Below are 21,431 nucleotides of genomic sequence, written 5' to 3'. Positions count from 1 at the left end.
TCCTATCAATCAATTCGAATAAGGGGAACGGTAAGGGCTGACCGGCAAGGGCATAGGCCCGCTCAGGTCTTCAAACAGGTAGCGCAGGTAGGCGTTGCCGACGTACTGGCGATAATCCTGGGCGTTGTCGACGCCGACTTCGCCACCCAGGTAGAAGCGTGAGGTAAGACGGTATTCGGCGGCTGCGTTGAGGCTGTAGCCGATGCCGGTCTTGCTGCTGCTTTTGTATTTCGGGTTTTCAAACGCTTCCTGCAGGTCTTTTTCCGTCGGGAAATAATCGGCGCCATCTTGCGCGATATGCTGCACGCCCACCGAGCTTTTCAACTCGTAGCTGAAGCGATCGAAACTCTGCGCCCAACGCACTGGAACAGCCAGGGAGAAGAAGCGCTGCGGACTGAAGTAGCCGCCGTTGCCGTAGGTGTAGTTACCCTGGTTGTCCTTGAAACCCATGGCCATGCCGCTGATGCCCAGTGTGAGGGTGTCGGTTGGGGTATTGCGCAGGTACCAGTAGACGCCACTGCCCAGTTCCATGCGCGTATTGTCTTCGACGTGATTGCCGAGCAATTGATGTAACGACGCATACCCGTAGGCACCCATTTCCTGATTGTCGTAGCTCAGTTCTGCACGCCCGCCGTTGGCAGTGACACCGCCCCACTTCTTCTCGATGACCTCGCCATCGGCGGTAGTGATCCGTGCTTTCGAACCAGCAAACGAGGTCACGCTGTCAGTGACCGGCCGCCGCGAAACATTCACGCCATAACGCAGGTTGCCGCCTTCGGTGAACGGTCGATTCACACTCACGCCACCGACCACGGTGTTGTAGGTGAAGCCCACCGGGCTGACGCCGATGTCGGCCTTGACGCCTTGCGCCGGGTCTTCGACCGCGACCGCCAGGCCGACACCGTTTTCTCTCTTGGCGCCATCCTCACCTGCACCAGCGCCAAAGCGCGCCGCAGAGATGGCCTTGACCGTCCCGGAACTCAAACTCACCGGCGTCGCACGCAACGCTACGTTGTAGTCACCCACCGGCATACGCGCCTCGAAGGGCGTTTCCACATCGGTGATTTTGCTCAAGCCACTTTCACCGTTGTTGCTGCGCACGCTCAAGCCTTGCACCAGGTACGGGCTACGATCACGCAGCAGACCGTCGAGGGCACGGCGCGCCGGGCTCAGGGTCGGGTTGTCCAACGCGGCGATGCGCGTCCGCGGCACGAACGGGTCGCTCAGTTTGTTCGAAGGTGCAAAGCCGGCGGCGGTTACCGTATTTCCAGGCGCCGATACCGGCGCGGGCATGACGTTTGCCGGCGCGTCGATCGGCGGAGGCACCGCGCCACGGTCAACGGCCAGGTCGGTGATCTGGCGGCGCTGACCCGGCAGGCCAACAAATGGGTTGTACGCCACGCCTTGCGCGTCCGCCAGGGCCGAACGCGCCTGGGTCCGCTGGGTGTTTTCAATCGCCAGGGCGCGACGCAACAACTCCGCTGCTTCGGCATTGCGGCCCAGGCCCTGATAGATCTGCCCCGCCGTCGTCAGCGTCTCGGCACTGGTCGGGTCCAGCCGCAGCGCCTTGTCGGTGGCCGACTCGGCCAGGCTACGGTTACCGCCCTTCAAGGCGATACCGGCCAGGCCCAGTTGCAGGCGCGCGTTATTGGGGTTCTGCTGCACGAGCGGCTCGTAAAGCGCCATGGCTTTCTTGCCGTCGCCGCCGTCGGCATACATACGCGCCAGCACGGCAATGGCCGAGGCGTCATGGGGCCGCTGCACCAGTGCCGGCGAGAGCATGTCGTAAGCTGCCACCAGGTCGTTCTTCTCGCGCAACGCATCGGCTTGCTTGACCCGATACTGGAAGATCAGGTCTTCGTAGCGTTGACGCCCGGCATCACTCAGCGGCTGGCCCTGCATGCCGCGCAGGATGTCGCCGGCCTCGGTGTAGTGGTTGGCTTTGAGCAGTACACCCGCGTAGAGCAGCCTCTGGTCGGCGGTCGGATCAGGCGTGCTGTCCAGCACACCTTGCATGATCTGCAAGCCCTCTTCCGGCGCGCCAACGTCCACGTAGGCAGATGCCAACACCGCCAGACGCTCGGGCTTTTTACCTGCCAGCGTCGCGCTGCGTCCCAGCAAGGCCAGGGCTTCCGGGCGCTGGCCACGGCGAGCGCTTTCGATCGCGATTTCGGTCTGCTTGTGCAGAGCGATGTCACTCGCCAACTCATTCATATCAGCGGTGCGCTGGCCGGCAGGAATGCGCGACAGTGTTGCATCGGCGGCTTTCCACTCGTCCAGTTCAACCGACAGCAAGGTACTGGTGTACAGCGCGTCCGGTTGGTTGGGCTGGCTTTTGAGCAGGCCGTCAAGCAAGGCGCGGGCATTGCGAATCTGCCCGTCGCGCAGGTAAACCCGTGCCAGGGCGAAACGCGTCCAAGGGTTTTCCGGGTCAGCGTCGAGCGCCTGTTGGTACGCGGCTTGCGCGGCCTTCAAGTCGCCACGCTGATCGGCGACCTTGCCCAACTGGGTCGCTCGCAGGGCCTTGATTTTCACGTTGGAGGACAGCTTGGCGCGGTCCGCTGCAGACACCGAGTCGATCAGCTTCAAGGCTTCTTCCGGACGACCGGACTGCGACAGTACGCCGATCAGGCCATTCAACGCGTCCGCATCGCCTGGGTTGCGCGCCAGCACTTTGCGGTAGCTGGCTTCGGAGGCGTCGAGTTGATTGTCCTGGGCCTGGAAACCAGCGAGGGCCACGGTGGCATCCGCCCGGCTCGGGTTCAGGCGCTCGGCCTGCGCGGCGAGGTCGCGGGCCTGGCTGCTGCGGCCGGCATTCTGCGCGTCCCTGGCCTGTTTGAGCAGGCTCCAGTAACGCACGTCATTCAGGGCTTTTTGCCAGGCCGCACCGCCAGGCAAGCGGGTGGCCTGGGCCAGGTAATTTTCCGCTTCGCTGAAGCGCTGCTGCTGTTGGCGCAACACGCCCATACCGCCGAGGGCATCGACATCGTTTGATTTTTCCGCCAGGCGCGCCGCCAGCAATGGCTCGGCGGTTTTCAGGTCACCCGCGTCGAGCGCCTTGAATGCCTTGACCAGCTTCGGATCGCGCTGCCAGCCACCGTCCCCTTTGCCCTGGGCGATGCCCTTGTTCATCAGCTCACGGATCTCGCTGTCGTCCGGGTGCTTGGCAAGGAATTCCTGGAACAACGGCACTTGGTCACGGTTGGGTGCGCCGAGCCAGACCAACGCAAAGCGCCAGCCTTCGTCAGCGGCGCCGCCGACTTCGTTGTTGGGCGCCAGGCGTGCCATGGCGCGGATCCCTTCGACACGGGTGCCGGGGTTGCGCGCCAGGTGCCGAGCCAGGAACAACGCGGCAATCGCGTCATCCGGCCGCTCACGCGTCACTCGTTGCAAGCCGGCGATACCCTCGGCAGTGCCCTTGGGGGTGAAGGCCAGGGCGTTGTAATACTCACGGGCAATCAAGCCTTGAGGCTGGCGATCCTGGAAAATCTGGCGGTACAGCGCGACAGCCTGTTCGCGCTCTTCCACCGGTTCGCCCAGCTCACGGGCCTGCTCCAGCAACTTGGCATTGGCGGGTACGTTGACCAGAATGTCCTGCTCAAGCTGCAACGCCTGGCGTGGTAGCGGCGAAATCGCGCGCAGGCGGGCCAGGTACTTTTGCGCCTCATCCGGGTGCTGCTTTTGCACCTGGATCAGACCCAGGCCGTACAGCGCGTCCGGCTGCTCCGGGCTCAGGCCCAGCAGCTTCTGCCAGGACTCGGTGGCCCGTTCCGGGTTTTTCTTCGACTGCCAGTAGTAACCCTGTTCGATCAGCAAGGTTTGGGGGTCAGTGGTCGCGGCGAGGCTGGCGCTGGACACCAGGGCAGCCACTATCGCGAGGGCTAGCGTGTGACGGCGCATGCGCCCTCCCAGAATAATTTGACCGTACCGTCCTGTTCGAAGCGGTACTTTTGATCGGTAAAGCCTTGGCTGAACAGGCTGAGCATGTAGTCGTAATACACCGGCTGCGCGCTATCGGGCGCCGACGGGGCCATGGCTTTGCCCAGCACGTCGTCCAGCTTGTTTTTCTGCAGTTGCATCAGGGCCGTTTCGCCACGCGCCTGGAAGAACACCAGGGCCGAGGCCGAGAAGCCCAGCGGCGAAAAGCCGTTGTTGTTTTCGGCTGCACCGCTGAGCACGTGGATCTTCTCCGGCGGAAAGCCACTGGGAGAGGCCGCCGTCGCACGGGAAAAGCCAGCCAACGCCTTGAGCATCGGCGCCGCCAGCGGATCAGCCTTGGCGGTCATGCCGGCCCACAGGTAAGTGCGGATGGCGTCGTAGCTGCCGAGGTCATCGGAATACGGGTCGACCACAAACACGCCGGCATTCGCGCCGGTAGCGCGGTAGCCGACCCAGTTGGCGGCGATACCGTGGGGGTTGCTCTTGGGGTCGGCGAGCATCTTGGCATTGCTCTCGGCCACGTCGTTCCAGCCACCGTCGGGACGTTCCTTGTGGAAGCGTCGCAACTGCGCCAGCACTTGGTAGCTGGGGTTGAAACGCCACAACCCGTCGGGGTAGCTGTAACCTACCGGCCCCGGCAACAGCATCTTGCCCAGGCCCGGTACGCGCACGATCAACGTCTTTTCGACATTGGCCAACACCCGCTGCGCATCGGCGCGGTACTGCGGCACATTCCACACCCGCGCCGCTTCCAGCAGCGCGTAGGCCACCCACAGGTCAGCGTCGCTGGCAGAGTTGGCGTCGATCACGCCCCACTCGCCAGTCTTCTTCTTGCCCCACAGCCAGCCTGGCAGGTTGCGGGTGATGTCGTTGCCGGCCATGTTGGCCTTGGTCCAGGTCCAGAGCTTGTCAAAACGCGCACGGTCGTTGCCCACCAGGGCAAAGAACATCGCATAGGACTGGCCTTCGGAATTGCTTTCGCTGGGGTTCAGCGACGAGTTCAACACCCGCCCGTCATCCTGCACAAAGCGCGTCGCGTAGTTCTGCCACAACGGCCACTGCGCGTCGCACGTCTGCGCTTGGGCCGCGCCGGCGAAGAGCGCGAGGCCCAACGCCACCCAACCGGCTTTACGCATCATGCCAACCGCCGTTTTGCACGTGCCCGCAGGGACAGGTAGACCAGGGAGCTCACGATCGCCAGGCCCAGGAAGGTGAACAGCAGCATCCAGCCCAGGTTCTGCGACAGGCGCCATTGCACCTGCTTGAAGAGCCCCAGCTTGCCAACGTAATACTGCTGGTCGGCCACCAGTGAACTGACCTGCGTACCTTGCACCACCGCGAGGCTGCCCTGGATGGTGTCCTTGAACTGGTCACCGCCGATCAATACGGCCGTCGCGGCCTGCAGGCCTTCGGGCTTGGTGCTGGAAATCAACACCACACTGCGACCCGCCTTGAGCGGCGACTCGAAGCCGGCAAACCAGGTGCTGGTGCTCAAGCTGTTGAGACTGATCGCGGCGTTGGCGGCGTGCTTGTTGGCCTCGTCGTCAGGGCTGACCCAGTTGCTCACGTAGCGCGGCAGGTCGGACAATTTGAAGTGCTGCTGCGCCCCGTCAATGTTGGCCGGCAAGTACTGCTGCCACTGCTTGAACAACGGCTGGTCAGCACCGGTGGCAATCACCAGCAAGTCTTTGTCGGCCACGCTTTGCACGTCCTTGGCCTGCACCACCTTGACCGCAGTGGCCGGGTAGCCGGTGGACTCGCCAAAGCGACCGAGGATGGTGAGGTAGGCGCTCAGCTCTTCTGTGCCGAAGGTGTCCGGCAAGACCACGGCCGACTCGGAGAGGTCCGCCAGGCGCGTGAACGGGAAGCCGGCATCGTTGAACACACCCAGGTTAGGCATGGCGATGAAGTGCTGGTACCCGCTGATGTCCAGGCTCGAATCCGGGTCGATGGTGCCGCGCATGTTATCGACGATGATGTCGCGGCATTCGCCTTCTTTTATGTAGTCGTACATGAAGCGCAGTTGCAGCTTGGACATCGGTGACGCCGAGCTGATCGGCAGCAGCACAGTGGCTTCGCGCGGCAGCGTGTTGTCTGTCTGCAGCATGCTCAGCAAGGTCTTGCCGTCCGCCAGGCTGGTGATCGACGGCAACGGCATGGACTTCATGAACAGGTCATCCATACCCACCAGCAACGACGAGTTTGTCGACACCTGCTGCGGTGTGTAGCGGTATTTGAGGTGCAGCGGCACGCCTTCTTCACGCCAGTTGAACAAGTCGGGCGGCAGGCGGAAGTCGACGTTGATGGCGCCCGGGTTGTAGCCTGCGACGCTGAGCTTTTTCAGCTCGACCAGTTCACCGAGGCGTACCGGGCGATCACTCGGCACCCAGTTCGGCGCGTCGTAGGGGCGACGCGGCGCCAGGCTTTCGAGCTTGTCGATCACCACGCTGCTGCCAGCCAGCACCGGGTTGCCCAGCGCCACGGCGGTGGCGGCACGCTTGAGCTCGGCACCGTCGCGGCCCGACACGATCAGCAGTTTGCCCTGCGGATCGTTGGGGTTGGCGATGAGGTTCAGGGTCGGCCCGGTGGCCTGTGCAACCTGGACACCGTTGACGTCGACCGCACTCGGGCTCAGCACCAGCACAATGGCATTGCCCTTGGCCGGGATCGAGCCGTAGGTGGTGGGGAACGTCGCGCCACGGTAGCTGGCCAGCGCGCCGAACCACGACGACAAGGTGGCCGCCGCTTCCAGCGTGGCGTTGTCCGGGGCGGTGGCAAACACGAATGGCAGACTGAGCTGGCGCGCATCGCGCTTGTCGAAAAACGGCAGCGGCAACACCGACAGGTCGTTCTTCAACTGGATCTGCGACACCTGCAGTTTCAGCTCGCTGCTGTTGCTGATTTTTGCCCACAGGCTGCTATGCAACGGGTCTTCGCAGGACATGCTGTAGTGACCGATGAACTGCACGCGCAGGCGGTTGAATTCGGTGATCAGGTGCGGCGGGATCTGCACCAGCGTCTGTTGCGCAGTGCCCGCGCCCTCTTTGGTCAGCGGGATACTGGCCGCCACTTCATCGTTGACCAGCACGTTGATCTGCGACAGGTCAGCCAGCAACGCCGGCGAGTAGCTGTAGTTGAGCAGCACTTGCGCGCCGGTTACCACCTGGTCGGCGCGGATGTCGAAGTTGACGCTGTCGGACGACTCCACACCCTGCAGGTTCATGGTGTCGCGACGGCCCAACTGCTTGAGCGTCAGGCTGTAAGCGCTTTCGGCAGCCTGTACCAGCGAGCTCAGGCCCAGCAGCGAGGCAATCATCAACGTGAGTGCCGCGCGCATACGCGTGCGCGCAAAAAACAAAGTGGAAGTCATGGCTTGTCCATCAACGTGTCGAGCGGTTGTGAGGGGCTGCGGCGCAGGGCCGTTCGCAATTCATGCAGGGTGGCGCGGCACAGGGTGAACAAGCCGCCAATGCCAATGCCACCGACTTCACGCAGGGCCGCCAGCGGCGTATCGGGCTGGCCGGCGCCCCAACTGGCGGCCCAGGTGTCGGCACGGGAAAACGTCAGGCGTACCAGCTCGCTTTGCTCGCGCAGCGACAGCGATTCAAATTGCGCCCCGATCTGCGAACCTTTACTGAACGCGACCCGCGCCTGGAACAGACTGTCCTGGCCATTTCGCGACAGCACCAATTGCACCCGTTCGCCCTGGCCGATGGAGTGGCCATCATTGAGGATCAGGCCAAAGCCGTTCTGGGAGAAGTCCTGGGTGATACCGGCGAGTAACCGGCCATCGGCGCAGATTACGCTGACCGGCAGTTTCGCACTCACGCGCGGCTCGGAACGCACCTGGCGTGTCTCGGACGCCACGGCCACGGCGGCGCTGGTGATGATCAGGTTATAGAGGGTCCAGGTCAGGTTGATCACCACGGTCACGGCGGTGGACTCATCGCCCCAGATCAACTGGTGCACGCCGAAACCGATACCGACCAGGTTCACCAGCAACAGCACCAGGTACGGGCGCGCCAGCTTCCAGTCGAAGAATTGCTTGTCGATGATGCCGCCCTTGTCGGTGACGTTGAAGCCACCAGCCTTGGGATTGACCAGCGCCACCAGCACCGGCGGCAGGATGTACCAGGCGAGTACGGTCTCGTACACCTCGTTCCAGAACGAGTGGCGAAAACGCCCCTGGATCCGCGAGTTGGTCAGACTGGAGTGCACCAAGTGCGGCAGCACGTAGGCGACGATCATCAATGCCGACGCGTGGAAAATCTCGGCGCCGAACACCAGGTAGGCCAGCGGCGCGGTGAGGAACACCAAGCGCGGCAAACCATAGAAAAAGTGAAGCATGGCGTTGGCGTAGCAAATGCGCTGGCCCCACTTGAGGCCTTTGCCAAGCAGCGGGTTGTCGGTGCGAAAAATCTGCGCCATGCCCCGTGCCCAGCGAATCCGCTGGTTGATGTGGCGCGACAGGCTTTCGGTGGCCAGGCCCGCGGCTTGCGGGATCGCCAGGTAAGCGGTGTTGTAGCCCAGGCGGTTGAGCTTGAGCGCGGTGTGGGCGTCTTCAGTCACGGTTTCGACGGCTACGCCGCCGATTTCAAGCAGCGGCTCACGGCGAATCACTGCGCAGGAGCCGCAGAAGAAGGTGGCGTTCCAGAGGTCGTTGCCGTCCTGCACCAGGCCGTAGAACAGCTCGCCTTCGTTGGGGACGGCACGGAAGGTGTCGAGGTTCTTTTCGAACGGGTCCGGCGAGAAGAAGAAGTGCGGCGTTTGCAACATCGCCAGCTTCGGATCCTTGAGGAACCAGCCCAGGCTCACTTGCAGGAAGGAGCGCGTTGGCACGTGGTCGGCGTCGAACAAGGCGATGTATTCGCCATCGGTGACCTTCAACGCTTCGTTGAGGTTACCGGCCTTGGCGTGGAAGTTGTTGTCGCGGCGGATGTAGTTCACACCGATCTTGCGGCAGAAGTCGCGAAAGTCATCGCGGCGGCCGTCGTCCAGCACGTGGACGCGCAGCTTGTCCTTGGGCCAGTCCATCGCCTGAGCGGCGAAGATGGTCAGCTTAACGATGCTCAGGGCTTCGTTATAGGTGGGGATGAACACATCGACCGTTGGCCATTCTTCTGGCTCGGTCTTCAACCACACCGGCGTGCGGCGCAGCGGCCAGGCGGTCTGCACGTAGCCGAAGATCAGCACGATCATAGCGTAGAACTCGGCCGCGACCAGGCCGTAGCCGAAGAACATGTCGACCCAGGTTTCAAAGCCAAGGGTGGAGGTGAGGCGCCAGAACATGTAGCGCAACGACGCCACCAGCGACAGCACCACCAGCGCGAGGATCGCCAGGCGCCCCGGAATCTTGCGCAGTACCAGCACCGCCAGGAAGCACACGGCGGCAAACAGGCATTGAGTCACGAGGTCCAGGGGCGCGCAGATAATGGCCAGCAGCAGCAAGCCACCGAGCACGCAACTGCCCACCACCAGCAGCGTTCGCAGCACTGCAGGCCAGCGATTGAAGCGCGCGATGGCGCCGTTCAGGCGCCGTTCTACGCGCCCCTCGACGAAGGGCGTGGAGGACGTATTGTCGTTCATGGAAGGTCCGAGTCGAGGCGTTCAAGCAACGCGCGGCACAGGGCGAGGACGTCCTGGCAGCCGATACTGTTGACGGTAGGGTCGAGGGGGTCACGCCCATAGGCCTGGGCTTCGCTGAACGAAAGGTCACGATGCACCGTGCCCAGCAAGGCACTGCCCAGGCGCGTCTTGAACACCTCGGCCATGTCCAGGCTGAAGCGGTGGGCAGCGTCCAACTGGTTGATCACGTAGAAGCGTTGTGGCGGTTCTTCACGCTCAAGGTACGGCGCGAGCATCGCGTCCATCTGCGCCAGGGCGCCGAACGAAGCCACGTCCGGCTGCACCACGACCAACACGGCGTCGGCAACCGACATCGCCTGGCTCAAATACGGCGTGTTGCCGGCCGGGACATCGATGACCACCGTGTCCTGGCCGTTCAATTGGAGCCCGCCCAAGCGCTTGCCCAGCCACTCGGCATCCTGGCCCAACCAGCGATTCAAGCTCTTTTGCTGCTCATGGTCGGTGCTGCCGAACGCTACCAGCCGGCAACCGGCAAAGCCGCGCTCGGGCAGGTTGCCCCAGCCTTCATTCAGCAGGCTTGTGGCACCGATGCCGGGAATATCAAGGCCCAGGCACAGGTGATGACGTAAGGCATTTTGCGGGTCTAGGTCCAGGGCCAGCGCCGGCCGGCCCTGGCGCTGCAATCCACTGGCAAGCGCCGCAGTGAGGGTGCTGCGACCGACGCCGCCTTTGATCGAGACCACCACCACGACTTTCGGCGTGGTCGGCTCCGAGTACACCTCACCTTGAGGCCCCTCTACCACTTCGGGCGGGTGCAGGTGGTCGGCTTCACCGTGGTTCAGCTCTTCCAGCAAGCGCAACAACGGCGCCGACGGGGCTTCGTCAATGACAGTGGCAACCACAGGCCGGGTAGGCGTTTGAACGAGCACAGGCAAGTCGATAGCAACGGCAGGCGTTTCCAGGACCTCTATTGCGTCCTCGATGTACTCGTGGACGAAGTCGATCTCCCGGTAGCCGCTGGGGCTGACGCCCAGCTTGTTGAATAGTCTTGAAATGTCATCTGCTCGACTCACGTTCTGCCCCTCCCCCACCCTGATTTGCGCTTTAAAGGCGATAAAAAGGCCAGCGCAATGCTGACCTTGAACTTTTCTAGTTATGTGAAGTCGGGCGCATTCTGTGATACCACATTAGTGGTGTCAGTATTTTGATATTCAAAGCCCAAAGCAATCCGACGAACGGCATGACGCCATTTTCATGACGCTTACTCAAGAAAAAATCCATTCCCTGTAAGAACATAGACATACGTTATTCTTTCACGAAAAACATTGTCTGGTTGGACAGAAACGACACAAATCTGACATATGTTCCAACAAAAATTCGATCGCAGCGCAGTCAATCAAAAATTTGACTACAACGATCCGCGATAAACCTGACGGTTTATATCGCGCGACAGAATACGTAAACCGTATCTGCTTTCAAGGTAATTACCGCTGAGCGGTCGATTCAAAATCCGCCGCAAGGCCACGGCCAGTGTATCGCTGTGTGTGCAGTCACCGCCTCGCTACACAACGAAGCAAAACCCGCGCCGCACGACACATAACGGATACCTCCAGGGTGCTCAATTAGCCCACACCCACTTGTTGAACCCGGAGGATACTCACCATGAAATGGAACACCTTGATCGCCGTCAGCCTGCTGGCATTTGCCGTTAATGCCCATGCCGACGCGCAGCCCAAGCCGGATATCCAGCGTGTGCTGGCCACCGTCGAAGACACGGGAAATTCATGCGGGATCGTCAACGCGCGGATGACCTACCTGGATTCCCATGGGCAAAAACAGGTACTGGACTACAAGAAGTTTGCGGACAACTGCGCGGAAGGCAGTTGAGGATTGCGCCAACCGGGCGCCCGAGCGCCCGGTTTTGGAACGGCGTTTGACGGATTAGCGCACGCGTCGCTCGGTGAACGCGTAATCATCCTGGCAATCGCTGGTCGGGTCCGATGCCACGCTCACGTAATGCACCGTGTCTGCATCCAGCAGCTTATAGGTGTACACATCCGGCGAACGCACGCCGTCGGTGCGCAATTCATTCTTGCCATTGGCCGCCGACCACGAACCCTGCTCGGTCTGAATCACCTGGGTCTGCTGCGCATCGCGGTAGAAGGTGATCACAAAGCGACCGTCGGGCTTGAGGTTATTGGTCCACGATAGGAACTGGCACTTACCGGTCTCGGTGCGCAGGCCCTTCCAAGTGCCCACCAGCGCGGGATCGTTGGCTGGCTTATTGGAGGAACACGCGCCGAGCGCGACGGTGAGAAGGATGAGGGACAGAGAGAGAGTCCGTTTCACGTGGGGCTTCCTTTGGTTTGGATAAAATTGCGCAGGGGCAGGCCCTTCAGCGACAAGGGAAGAATCCTACACTTGCTAGCCGAAAAAAGGGGCGAGCGTGAAAAAAGCGCGGGTTCTGCAAAAATAGTCAGAATTCAGGGGTTTACAGAACCTTGCCAATCGCTATAATCGTCGCCCTAACACGCCGGTATAGCTCAGTTGGTAGAGCAACTGACTTGTAATCAGTAGGTCCCGGGTTCGACTCCTGGTGCCGGCACCATATAAGACAAAGCCCTCACAGAAATGTGAGGGCTTTGTTGTTTCTGGGGTTTGGAAACTCCCCCTAGAACCTGTCACATTGCTGCGCGGACACTCGTCAACGTCCTTCAGGGTCGAAAGCTGCTTGCTCCGCTATTGCAGCGGAACATACACATCAGTTTGCCATTGATCCTGCGGTGTCTCGGGATAGGCGCTCAGGTAATGAAAGAACAACGGCTGGTCACGGAGTTCCTCTCCACTGGCCGGAAGCCAATCGCGGTAAATCGGATAGATCGTTTCGCCGATGTGATCCGGTGACCCCGCGTGTCGCACCACGACGCAGCGACCGCCAGGAATGACGATCTCGTGCACACCGAACTCATTCGACGCCACGGCCTCGTGAATCTCGCCGCAGATTGCGAAGCGGAATTCTTGTGGAGGTGTCGTATCGGGGTTGCCATAGGGAATGCCAAAGGTGCGACTCGATGCCACCGGCGACTGTCCGCTCTGCATACGCCACTCGATGAACTTGCATACGCTCTCATTGACGAGCCCGGCGGGTCCGCAGTGCTCAAGCGTTGCTACCCTGACTTCAGGGAATTCCACGATTCGTACTTGCATGATGATAGTCCTGGAAAAGTGAGGGATTGCGAATACCGTACTCCAGACCTGCCAGTTCGGTTCCTTCCCGAACGCACTCGGCGTCATACCGAACGCCCGCCTGAACGCCCTGCAAAATGCCTCGGGACTTTCAAAGCCGGCACCGAGTGCGGCGTCCAGTACCGAGTGATCAGCGAGGGAGGCCAGGCGATGTGCCGCGCGTCGTAGCCGCATCAGTTGCACATAACGCGAGACAGGCACTCCTACGAACGCGGTGAATTGCCGATGGAAGTGAAACGCCGAAAAGTTCGCCACATGGCTCAACGTCTTCACCGACAGGTCACCTTCGAGATTGGCATCAATGTAGGCGAGTACGGCGTTGAAGCGTTTTGTGTAAGCGAAGTTGGTCGGCATGTCAGACACTGGGAAAAGGCTCCGGGAAGTACGGTCGGCAATAGAGTCGACTATAACGGCGTGAACGCGCCTAGCCGCGTATGCTCAAGGTGCGTTTTGGGTTGGCCAATGTGATCTCTTCCAAGACGATGCAAAGGTCGGGGGCATCCAGGCGTCCACTTCTGACCGTCTGCTGCCTGTCGCCACGGCAGTTTTTGGCGGATTCCTGCCTATTCTCTACGGAGGGGATGATCGACAACGTTCGAAGGATTACCATCCGTATGCGGCTCTGAATTACTTGCAGACCGACAACGTGCTGACATATCAAGAATCCCGAGTTCGATTCCATCGAACGCCATAACTAGCTGATTATTTATAGTTACTAGTTGGGGGACGCCGAATTTTCCAGCGAACTCCAGACGCCCGAAAAACCTGGCCTCCCCGAAACATACCGTTCGTCTGGTGCCGGCACCATATCTCGAAGCCCCGCAATGCGGGGCTTTGTGGTTTCTGGGGTTTGGAAAACTCCGAAAACCCATACTGCATTTTTTGGGAAAACGTCCACATTCAAAAAATCACAGTCCGCATTTCCACAAGCTTCACTTCTTTTTGGTTGCCTCATCGGTCAGCTCACGGCCAATTTTCATCGCAGCCTCCAACAGATCTGCTGCCTCGCATAAACTATCTGGATCTGTAGTCCCTTCGAAAAGGGATCCGCCGATGGTGACATCTAATCTCACGCTGTCAGCCAATTGATAGAAACGGACAATATGTTTAGCTTCATTCGGCGACAACCCACCGAGCCGAGTCACGTTTGCCTGATACACCCGGTTGTAGTGCTCATGAACGTTGACGGAGTACTTCAAAAACCTGGGCTCAAAGATTTCTGTTACTGAGGCACCCAGCCTGCGCACGGCTGCCACCCATCGCCTGGAAACGATGTGTGGACGTCTCAGTTGGTCATCAGAGGGGTTTCACACCATGCTTGATTACCGTAGCGCCGTCCGTACCAATACCTCCACCTATCGTGTGGGAGGTCAGCAATGAGCACCCCATCCTCAAGCGACAACCATTGGCTTTCAAACCTTCGCAGACTGCGGGGAGAACAAAAGCCATTTGAAGCTGTTTCGTGTAAACGCCGGGGTTCCGCTTTACGAAGCCGTTGAACACGCAGCCCATTTGCTTGACTCCGCTGAAATGCTCGCGCTTGAAGCGGCCATGGACCCGAGGGCAGAGAAATTCATATTTGCCTCGCACTACCGAGCGAAATGGCCAGGGCGATCCTTAACGACCTGCTCCTGGCGATACAGCCAGGTGGTCCGCATCCGCAGTAACTGAGGTTGGCCGGCACCCGATACCTGTTATCGAGCCTCTGCCGAAATTCAAAAGGGATGTCCGATGCAAGCATCGGACATTTATTCAACGATCACCACGGCAAACAAACACCAACTATTGAGATCGTTTAACTCTTAATTTAATTCAGATAAATAATCGCGAAATTTCTTTTTTTATCTTCGTGCTCTATATTTTTGCCAAAAGCGGTCATCACATTCATATTAAAAACTTTATCTACGCCTGAAACCTTTACCGTACACGTTCTGGCCTTAATATCATAACTTTCCAACGTACCAGTCACGTTTGAGTAAACATTATTTTCGACATAATAAACCGTACATTCATTACCCACGCCAACAGCCTTAAACATTTCTTCAACTTTTTCATCGGAAACCGTATCAGTAGTACTTCCTTTAGCAGCGCTCATGGAACACCTCACAAAAATGAATAATAACAGCACCTTTCAACGACAGGGTACGTTCACTTAAGTCCCACTGATACTGTGAAATATAACAGTCCGCTATACCTATTCGACATAAATAACCTAATTATCACGCCTTAAGTCTTCCATAGTCATGAGTAGCCCTACTGAACGAGCGCGATGTAGCTAACACAAAAAAACACATAAATTTAACTACCAGTTAGCTTGCAACCACCCAATCCAGCGATCAATCCGCAACCACCCATTCACCTGCAAAAACAATTGCCTGATCGGCCGTATCTCGTTGTTGGTGTACACCCGATCCATCTTCTCAACATCCCCAAATCCCGCCGCGTTCTCCGGCATGCACCCCGCCAGCGCCGGGTTCATCCTCCAGGCCGCGATCACGTCATTGCGGGTGATGTTCTTGATCCGCTCAAACTCATCTTTGGTCGCAATGTCCCCCACCGGAATGATCTGTATCGCCTTATCCCCTCCCCCCGGAATATTCACAAACAGCGACCTGAAATTCCCCACCCCTTTGCTAGCCCCGATCTGGGCTGCATTCGCTGTTCGTCCGCCTCCGACAGGTTGGGGTCATTGGTGTAGAAGATGAAACCCGCGTGCGCGCCGTTGTTGTAGTACCGGCGCCGGAACAGCGTGGCGGACTCATTGAGCAACAGGGCATGCATTCCGCCCAGGTAGTCGGATACGCCGTAAATGTTCTGCTCTACGTCGTAGTCCAAAACGCCCACAACTGCCCCCACGCCAACAAAAAAAGGCACTGCCGCTAACGGCCAGTGCCTTTTTTACACCCATCAAACCCCAATCAGCGCGCCAACATAAACGTCTCATACTCCAGATCTTCCAGCGCCGACGACAAGCGCGCCAGCCCCAGCAACACGCACACTAGCAACGAAAGCGTAAACCCGTAGCCGAAGAAGCTCGGGCCCAGGTGCATGCTGAGCAGTGTCAGGGCTGCGTTGAGCACGGCGAAGAGTACGCACAGTTCCAGGACTACGCGGCGTTTGTCGAGGTAGAAGAACACGTTGAGCAGCGCCATGAACACGACCTGGATGCTCACGCCGATCAGGTCGATGTAGAACAGCGGCAGGTAGTAGCTGGAGATGCCGATCCACTCCAGCAGGCGCGGTGCAAAGAGGAATAGCAGCACCACCGTGAGCCCCTGGACTTTGCAGATTTCCAGCAGGCCCTGGCGAATGGACAGGGTCATTTCGGTTTTCAGCGAACCGATGTGCTGCAAGGTTTCGCCGTCGCGGATGGCGCGGAACAAGCGGTCGTACCACTCGGCAAAATCGGTCTCGATGCGCACCAGGAACACGGCCATGCCAGGGATGATCGCCAGGTAGGCAATAAAGATGGGCATGTCGTACAGGATCGATGCTCGCAGCGGGCCGATCACGGTGTTGGAGGTGCTTGGGTTGAACCAGAACAGGATCTTGTCGACCCAGATGCCGAAGTTATAGAAGAACCCGGTGACCAGCAGGCTGAGGAAGACGTTGCGACGATTGAGGAAGTCGAAGGCAATCATCTTCTCGGCGCGATACTCGCGCAGGATGTCGTAGAGGTACAGGAACAGCAGGCTACCGTGTCCGATCAACAAGGCCAGCAACAGGCCTGGCATCTTCAGGAAGCTCAGCAGGTAGGCGCTCGCAACCATCAGCGAGTAGCCCACCACCATCACTAGGAGGATGCGGTTATATTTCTTCATCCCCGAGAGGAAGATGATCACCAGCCATAGGTTGCACAGCACCACGAAGTTCGACAGCACCAGTACACGGTAGATCAGCGGCTGATCGAACAGCAGCGCCAGCACGATGACGCCCAGCACCCCTGCCCCCACAGTCACCATCAACAGAATGCCCAGCAGGTTGGGCAGGATCTGTTCGTAGTTGTGCTCGAACAACTGGTCGGACACAAAGCGGGTGAAGAACAGCTGCAGGCCGCCCGTCAAGATCAACGAGCTGGCCATCAGGTACGTCACCGTGACCAGGAATTGTCCCACCAGCGAGTTAGGCAACAACAGCCCAAGACTGATGATCCCCACCAGCATCACGCTGATGATCGACAGCACCCAGGGGCCGGAGCTGATCAACCCTGCGTACACATAGGCGTGGAGGGTGGCGGTGTATGAGTCGCGCGAGAGGATCTTGCGCAGTTCGAAGCCAATACCGGCCATTTAACTGTTCTCCATGGCTGCCTGGTACAGGTCGCGGTAGCGCTGCAGCATCAAGGCTTCGGTGTAGTAACGGTTGACCCGCAGCAAGCCGCTGGCTTGTGCAGCCTTCCAGCGCTCGGGGCTGCGCAGCAGCTCGAGGATGGCAGCGGAAGTGGCCTGTGGGTCGGCGATCGCCACCACCTTGCCAGCGTGGCCAAGGTCACGGTCTTCGGCGCTGCCGCCTTCGATCAATTCGCGGCACGAGCCGACGTCGCTGCTGATCACTGGGGTGCCGGCGGCCCAGGCTTCGAGGATCACCAAGGGTTGTGCCTCGCTGATCGACGTCAGCACCATCAGGCCAAGCTTGGGCAGAATGTCCTGGATGCGCTGGAAGCCGAGGAAGTGCACCTTACCCTCAAGCCCCAGGCTTGCCATCAAGCTGCGGCACTCGCTGACGTATTCCGGATCTTCTTCTTCCGGGCCAACAATCCAGCCTTCGGCGTTCGGCATGGCGCTGATCACGCCACGCATGGCGCGCAAAAAGGTTTTCACGTCCTTGATCGGCACCACCCGCCCGATCAACCCGACCACGGGGGCAATGCCCGGCTCGCGGGTTTCCATGGCGCTGGCCCATTGCGACAAGTCGATGCCATTGGCGATCAGTTGCGTACGGCGCGGGTCGGCACCGTCCTTGATCTGGCGCTGACGGTTGCCGTCATACAAGGCAATGATGTTATCGGCACTGTTGTAGGCCAATTGGCCGATCCGCTCGAAGTAGCGCACCCACAGGGTGCGGATATAGCCCGAACCACCGTCGAGGCTGCGGTTGAGCGCCTGCCCGGAGCTTTCGGCGATCCACGTGGCCTGGGCCAGATCGATCTTGCGCTCTTTGGTGTAGATGCCGTGCTCACTCAACAGGTAGGTGCACTTCCAGCGGTGCTTGAGGATGCAGCCCAGCAGTCCGGCGTAACCGGTGGAGATCGAGTGCAGCACCCGCGCCGGCGGCATCTTGCGCGAGGCTTCAGCGAGCATCAGCAGCGGTGACTGCAACGAACGCAGGGTCCAGAAATAGTTGACGAACGAGGGGTCGGCGCAATGCTGGCGATAGCCTTCGCTGAGGGTCTCCCAACTGGCGCGGCTGCGCAGTACATCATCGAGGGTCATATGCCCGTCGGCGATGCAACTGAGCAAGCGCTCGCCCAGCTCGCGTTCCGGCTGGTCCGGGTGGTGCAAAAAGCGATACAGGTCGGCGAGTTGCTGCGGGTCGGCTTCGCGCGGCGTACCCCGGGTGTTGGTGGGGTGCGTCGCATCTTCGAGGAACACCTCTTCGATGTGCACCACGTTGGCCGGTATCTCATAGCGTCGCGAGGCGTAGGCTGAACGCTGGCCGCCAATGAACATCACCGAGAACGTCAGCTCCGGCAGGCCCAGGATCATCTGGTGAATCCAGCTCGAGACGCCGCCACGCACGTACGGCCAGGTCCCCTCCAGCAACAGGCAGATATCGGCAGTCGGTGGCGTTTGCTTATGATTCATTCCAGCTCCTCACCAGCTCAGCGAACGGTGGCCGCTGGCGGGTTTCTTCAGGAAGGCTGGCGAGCAACCCAGGGATTTCATGATAACGACCGGCCTCAAACGCCAATTCAGCATGGAACGGCAGCAACTGAGCAGCGCCCAGGCCGTTCTTCTCGGCCTCATGCAACAACACTTCGGCGCGTTCGTTCTCGCCGCGTTCCAAGGCAATACGACCCGCCAGCAGCAACAGTTCGCCACCCTCGCCTGCCGCCAAACCCTGCTCGGCGTGCTCACTGGCCTGGCTGAGTACGTGTTCGAGTACGCTGCCCTGAGCCAGGCCTAGATAGGCCAGTTCCCAGTACCAGCGCGCCAACATGCCATGTACCGGCCCAGCGGTGCGCGGGCTGACGCCGGCCAACTGCTCAAGGGCCATCTGGATGTGCAGGTTGATGTCGCTTTCTTGCTTGTCGAGCATCGAATACGCCAGAAGGCGCACGTCATCGCTCGGGTCGCCCAAGGCTAATTTGAGGATTGGCACGGCGTCCTTGCCGGGCATGCGGCGGGTCGCCAGCAATGCGGCGAGGCGCTGGTCCGGGTCGGGCGCATGACGCAGTACGTCCTGCAGTCCGCCATCCGCGAAAATCGGCGAGCGCGTCTGGGCTTGAGCTCGAAATGGCAAACCTGGGATGCCCACGGATTGCCAGGCCTGACGGTCACGTTTGCGAGGCAGATAAAGCGCAGGAAAGATCGACGCAACCACACCCAACGCGCCGATGACCGGCACGAAGAATGCCAGGCTGAAAATAAAAATCGGGCTCCAAGGCAAGGGTGCGCGGTAGCGCGCCGGCAGTAATAGCCACACGGCGCCACACAGCATCAGGCAGGCCAGGGCGTGGCTGAAGATGAACACCAGCAATTGATGAGACACTGGCGCATCAAGCCACAAACTGCCCCAACTGCCCGCCTCTAACACCAAGGCCCCGCTAAACAGCCACTTGCTGATCATTCAGGCCACACTCGTTGTAGAGGAAGTTACGCAGCCCGTTGCGATCACAGCCAGGCACCAGGTTGAAAGGCATGACCCGCACACCCAAGCTGTCCAAGTCGGTATCGATACCAAAGTGCTCGTGCAACAGCATGCCAATCCGCGCCAGGTAGCCTTCGGTACCTTCCGGGCTTGTCAGCGGCAAGAGCACCAGCAGCAGACGATGTTCGCGGTTGTTGCGCACCGCCAGGTGCAGGTCCAGGCCACGTTGGCTGCGCTCCATCAGACGCGACAGTTCCTCGTTGGCGCGCGTCATCTCGAATGCGAACAGACCGGCCGGCAAGGTGTGCTGCTCGACATCCACCAGCGAACGCTTGAGCTGCAAGGTGAACTGCTGGGAATCGGCGTCGGGCAATTGCAGAACGTGCGGGTCGCGGCGCAACAGGTCGGCGATGTGGCCAGCCAGCAGCGACAAGAGGCTCAGCGTACGATCCTGGAACGCGAAGAACGGCATCTGCCGAACCGCCAGGATCGCCAGCAGCCGACCTTCGGCGTCGATCAACGGGATGCACGCCTGCAGCGATGAGAACTGCGCGGAGTTACCCGAGTCGATCAGTTCCTGGCGTACGCTGACCAGTTCACCGCGCTCCAGGCACAGCTTGATCAAACCGTCGTCGGTACCCAGGGGGCCCATCACACCGATCATCGCCAGGGCTTGCGGCAATACGTTTTTCTCGCTGTCGTCGACGCGGTACAGCCCCGCCACACGCAATGCACCGTACTGTCCGAGCATCGCCACAATCGGCTCTGCCAGTTCGCTCAATGCATCGCCTTCAACTGGCATGCCACGCAGTTTTTCGCGCAGGCCCAGCAGCGAACTGCGCAGGCTCTGGTCACTGCCGGCTACACGTTGCTCAAGCAGGTCGTGGGAAACCCGCAGGATCTGGTGGGCACGGGTAAATTCGTCGAGACGGTACTGACGGTATTCGTTAGCCATCTGCAGACGCTCCAGGCGGCGCACCCACAGGTCGCGCACCTCACCCACCAGCATGCCGCAGACCAACACACCGACGATGAACGACGGCTCAAGCTGGGTATAACCTTCATGACCGCTGTAACGCAGCGCAAACAGCGCCGCAACGAGCAGCCCCGCGCTGAACAGGCCGCGCACAAAACCGTAACGCACACCCAACAGCAGCGGCGCCAGAATCGGCCAAGGGAAACCACCGTGCATCTGCAACGGGTCCTCGGGAGTCAGCCAGAAACCAAGGCCAATCGCCAAGCCCGTCACCAGCAGTGTTTCCAGCCAAGACACCGGCCCGCTGGCGCGAGGCGCCAGGCTGTAATCCATGTGTGGAGAATTCATTGCGTTCACTCGAACCGAAGGGCGCCAACAAGTTTGTCGATTACCGTCTGAGCATTGCCCGCCAGGCTTTCACGGGACCAGCCGGCGCGTGCGCCACTTTTGCTCCAGAGCACACGACCGCTGCTGGCTTCCAGAACGCGCAGGCTGATGCCGACCGCTGGCTCGCCGTCCAGGCCGTTCTTGTACTGCCACTCTTCCACGCTGCCGGCAACGACGTAATCGAGCTTTTGCTCACGCGCCCATTCAAGGGCACCGGTCAAGCGCTCGTTGTCATCCATCAGCGCCTGTTCGCCCTGGGTGCTGGTGGGGTAAACCCGCGGTTGCAGGCCGTGGCTGCTGAGCACGCTGAGCAGGATCTGCTCGCTGCGCTCACCGGCTTGCGGGGTCTGGGAGTAGTTGATCATCGGCACGATGCCCCACTGCGCATTGCGCGGCAGGTTCGGGCTGTTTTCACTGGTGAAGCTGGAGCAGCCGGCGACAAACAGTACTGTCAGGGCCAGGCTCAGGTTACGAATTGCTTGCATAG

At 60.1% G+C, this 21,431-nt stretch carries 16 protein-coding genes, 1 tRNA gene and 1 pseudogene; 3 read left to right on the top strand and 15 right to left on the bottom strand.

What is annotated here, in order from left to right; genetic code table 11:
• Positions 1–9: 9 nt before the first annotated feature.
• Genes KUA23_RS01540 through bcsQ form a run of 5 tightly spaced genes read right to left on the bottom strand, consistent with a single transcriptional unit; the run spans position 10 to position 10,598 of the window.
• Positions 10–3,900 carry a cellulose biosynthesis protein BcsC gene (locus KUA23_RS01540; protein WP_252993355.1) on the bottom strand — a complete coding sequence of 1,297 codons (3,891 nt, stop codon included), beginning with the start codon at positions 3,898–3,900 and terminating at the stop codon, positions 10–12.
• Positions 3,882–5,078: a cellulose synthase complex periplasmic endoglucanase BcsZ gene (bcsZ, locus tag KUA23_RS01535; RefSeq protein WP_252993354.1), complete on the bottom strand. Its 1,197-nt coding sequence runs from the start codon at positions 5,076–5,078 to the stop codon at positions 3,882–3,884. The genes KUA23_RS01540 and bcsZ overlap by 19 nt, the downstream gene beginning before the upstream one ends.
• The gene (bcsB, locus tag KUA23_RS01530) at positions 5,075–7,309 is read right to left on the bottom strand and encodes a cellulose biosynthesis cyclic di-GMP-binding regulatory protein BcsB (protein ID WP_078046434.1); all 2,235 of its coding nucleotides are present in this window, start codon (positions 7,307–7,309) and stop codon (positions 5,075–5,077) included. Before bcsB ends, bcsZ begins: the two co-directional genes overlap by 4 nt.
• Complete coding sequence (bcsA, locus tag KUA23_RS01525) at positions 7,306–9,525, bottom strand: UDP-forming cellulose synthase catalytic subunit (RefSeq protein ID WP_252993353.1); 2,220 nt, start codon at positions 9,523–9,525, stop codon at positions 7,306–7,308. Before bcsA ends, bcsB begins: the two co-directional genes overlap by 4 nt.
• Positions 9,522–10,598 (bottom strand): cellulose biosynthesis protein BcsQ, encoded by a 1,077-nt coding sequence (bcsQ, locus tag KUA23_RS01520; protein WP_252993352.1) that lies wholly within the window; start codon positions 10,596–10,598, stop codon positions 9,522–9,524. The genes bcsA and bcsQ overlap by 4 nt, the downstream gene beginning before the upstream one ends.
• A gap of 589 nt (positions 10,599–11,187) precedes the next feature.
• On the opposite strand from bcsQ, the gene KUA23_RS01515 reads away from it, so the two are divergent.
• Positions 11,188–11,412 (top strand): DUF2790 domain-containing protein, encoded by a 225-nt coding sequence (locus tag KUA23_RS01515; RefSeq protein WP_252993351.1) that lies wholly within the window; start codon positions 11,188–11,190, stop codon positions 11,410–11,412.
• A gap of 54 nt (positions 11,413–11,466) precedes the next feature.
• On the opposite strand, the gene KUA23_RS01510 is transcribed toward KUA23_RS01515, so the two are convergent.
• On the bottom strand, positions 11,467–11,874 hold the full coding sequence (locus tag KUA23_RS01510; protein WP_099491358.1) for a hypothetical protein: 408 nt from the start codon (positions 11,872–11,874) through the stop codon (positions 11,467–11,469).
• Positions 11,875–12,057: 183 nt separating this feature from the next.
• Here KUA23_RS01510 and KUA23_RS01505 point away from each other — a divergent pair.
• Positions 12,058–12,133: transfer RNA gene (locus KUA23_RS01505), tRNA-Thr, on the top strand.
• Positions 12,134–12,264: 131 nt separating this feature from the next.
• On the opposite strand, the gene KUA23_RS01500 is transcribed toward KUA23_RS01505, so the two are convergent.
• Positions 12,265–13,134 (bottom strand): AraC family transcriptional regulator, encoded by an 870-nt coding sequence (locus tag KUA23_RS01500; RefSeq protein WP_122456247.1) that lies wholly within the window; start codon positions 13,132–13,134, stop codon positions 12,265–12,267.
• Between the two features lie 569 nt (positions 13,135–13,703).
• Positions 13,704–13,970 (bottom strand): hypothetical protein, encoded by a 267-nt coding sequence (locus KUA23_RS01495; protein WP_346356367.1) that lies wholly within the window; start codon positions 13,968–13,970, stop codon positions 13,704–13,706.
• A gap of 250 nt (positions 13,971–14,220) precedes the next feature.
• On the opposite strand from KUA23_RS01495, the gene KUA23_RS01490 reads away from it, so the two are divergent.
• Positions 14,221–14,442: a DUF3077 domain-containing protein gene (locus KUA23_RS01490; RefSeq protein ID WP_428847366.1), complete on the top strand. Its 222-nt coding sequence runs from the start codon at positions 14,221–14,223 to the stop codon at positions 14,440–14,442.
• A 136-nt stretch (positions 14,443–14,578) separates the two neighbouring features.
• On the opposite strand, the gene KUA23_RS01485 is transcribed toward KUA23_RS01490, so the two are convergent.
• The 7 genes and pseudogenes from KUA23_RS01485 to KUA23_RS01455 all read right to left on the bottom strand — a co-directional run bounded on the left by KUA23_RS01485 (position 14,579) and on the right by KUA23_RS01455 (position 21,429).
• Complete coding sequence (locus tag KUA23_RS01485) at positions 14,579–14,866, bottom strand: hypothetical protein (protein ID WP_252993349.1); 288 nt, start codon at positions 14,864–14,866, stop codon at positions 14,579–14,581.
• 207 nt (positions 14,867–15,073) lie between these two features.
• A pseudogene (locus KUA23_RS01480) lies at positions 15,074–15,609 on the bottom strand (phage portal protein); the annotation flags it as partial.
• 80 nt (positions 15,610–15,689) lie between these two features.
• Entirely contained in the window at positions 15,690–17,060 is a 1,371-nt protein-coding gene (gene pelG, locus KUA23_RS01475) for an exopolysaccharide Pel transporter PelG (RefSeq protein WP_099491381.1), read from the bottom strand.
• The gene (gene pelF, locus KUA23_RS01470) at positions 17,061–18,575 is read right to left on the bottom strand and encodes a GT4 family glycosyltransferase PelF (RefSeq protein ID WP_025858569.1); all 1,515 of its coding nucleotides are present in this window, start codon (positions 18,573–18,575) and stop codon (positions 17,061–17,063) included.
• Positions 18,565–19,560 carry a HEAT repeat domain-containing protein gene (locus KUA23_RS01465; protein WP_078046424.1) on the bottom strand — a complete coding sequence of 332 codons (996 nt, stop codon included), beginning with the start codon at positions 19,558–19,560 and terminating at the stop codon, positions 18,565–18,567. Before KUA23_RS01465 ends, pelF begins: the two co-directional genes overlap by 11 nt.
• Complete coding sequence (locus tag KUA23_RS01460) at positions 19,538–20,905, bottom strand: PelD GGDEF domain-containing protein (RefSeq protein WP_078046423.1); 1,368 nt, start codon at positions 20,903–20,905, stop codon at positions 19,538–19,540. The genes KUA23_RS01465 and KUA23_RS01460 overlap by 23 nt, the downstream gene beginning before the upstream one ends.
• 5 nt (positions 20,906–20,910) lie before the next feature.
• Entirely contained in the window at positions 20,911–21,429 is a 519-nt protein-coding gene (locus KUA23_RS01455) for a hypothetical protein (RefSeq protein ID WP_025858572.1), read from the bottom strand.
• Positions 21,430–21,431: the final 2 nt, after the last annotated feature.

This window comes from Pseudomonas pergaminensis (assembly GCF_024112395.2).
Taxonomy (GTDB): Bacteria; Pseudomonadota; Gammaproteobacteria; order Pseudomonadales; family Pseudomonadaceae; genus Aquipseudomonas; species Aquipseudomonas pergaminensis.
The sequence above is the reverse complement of the archived record's forward strand: the minus strand, read 5'-3'. Positions and strand labels throughout refer to the sequence as shown.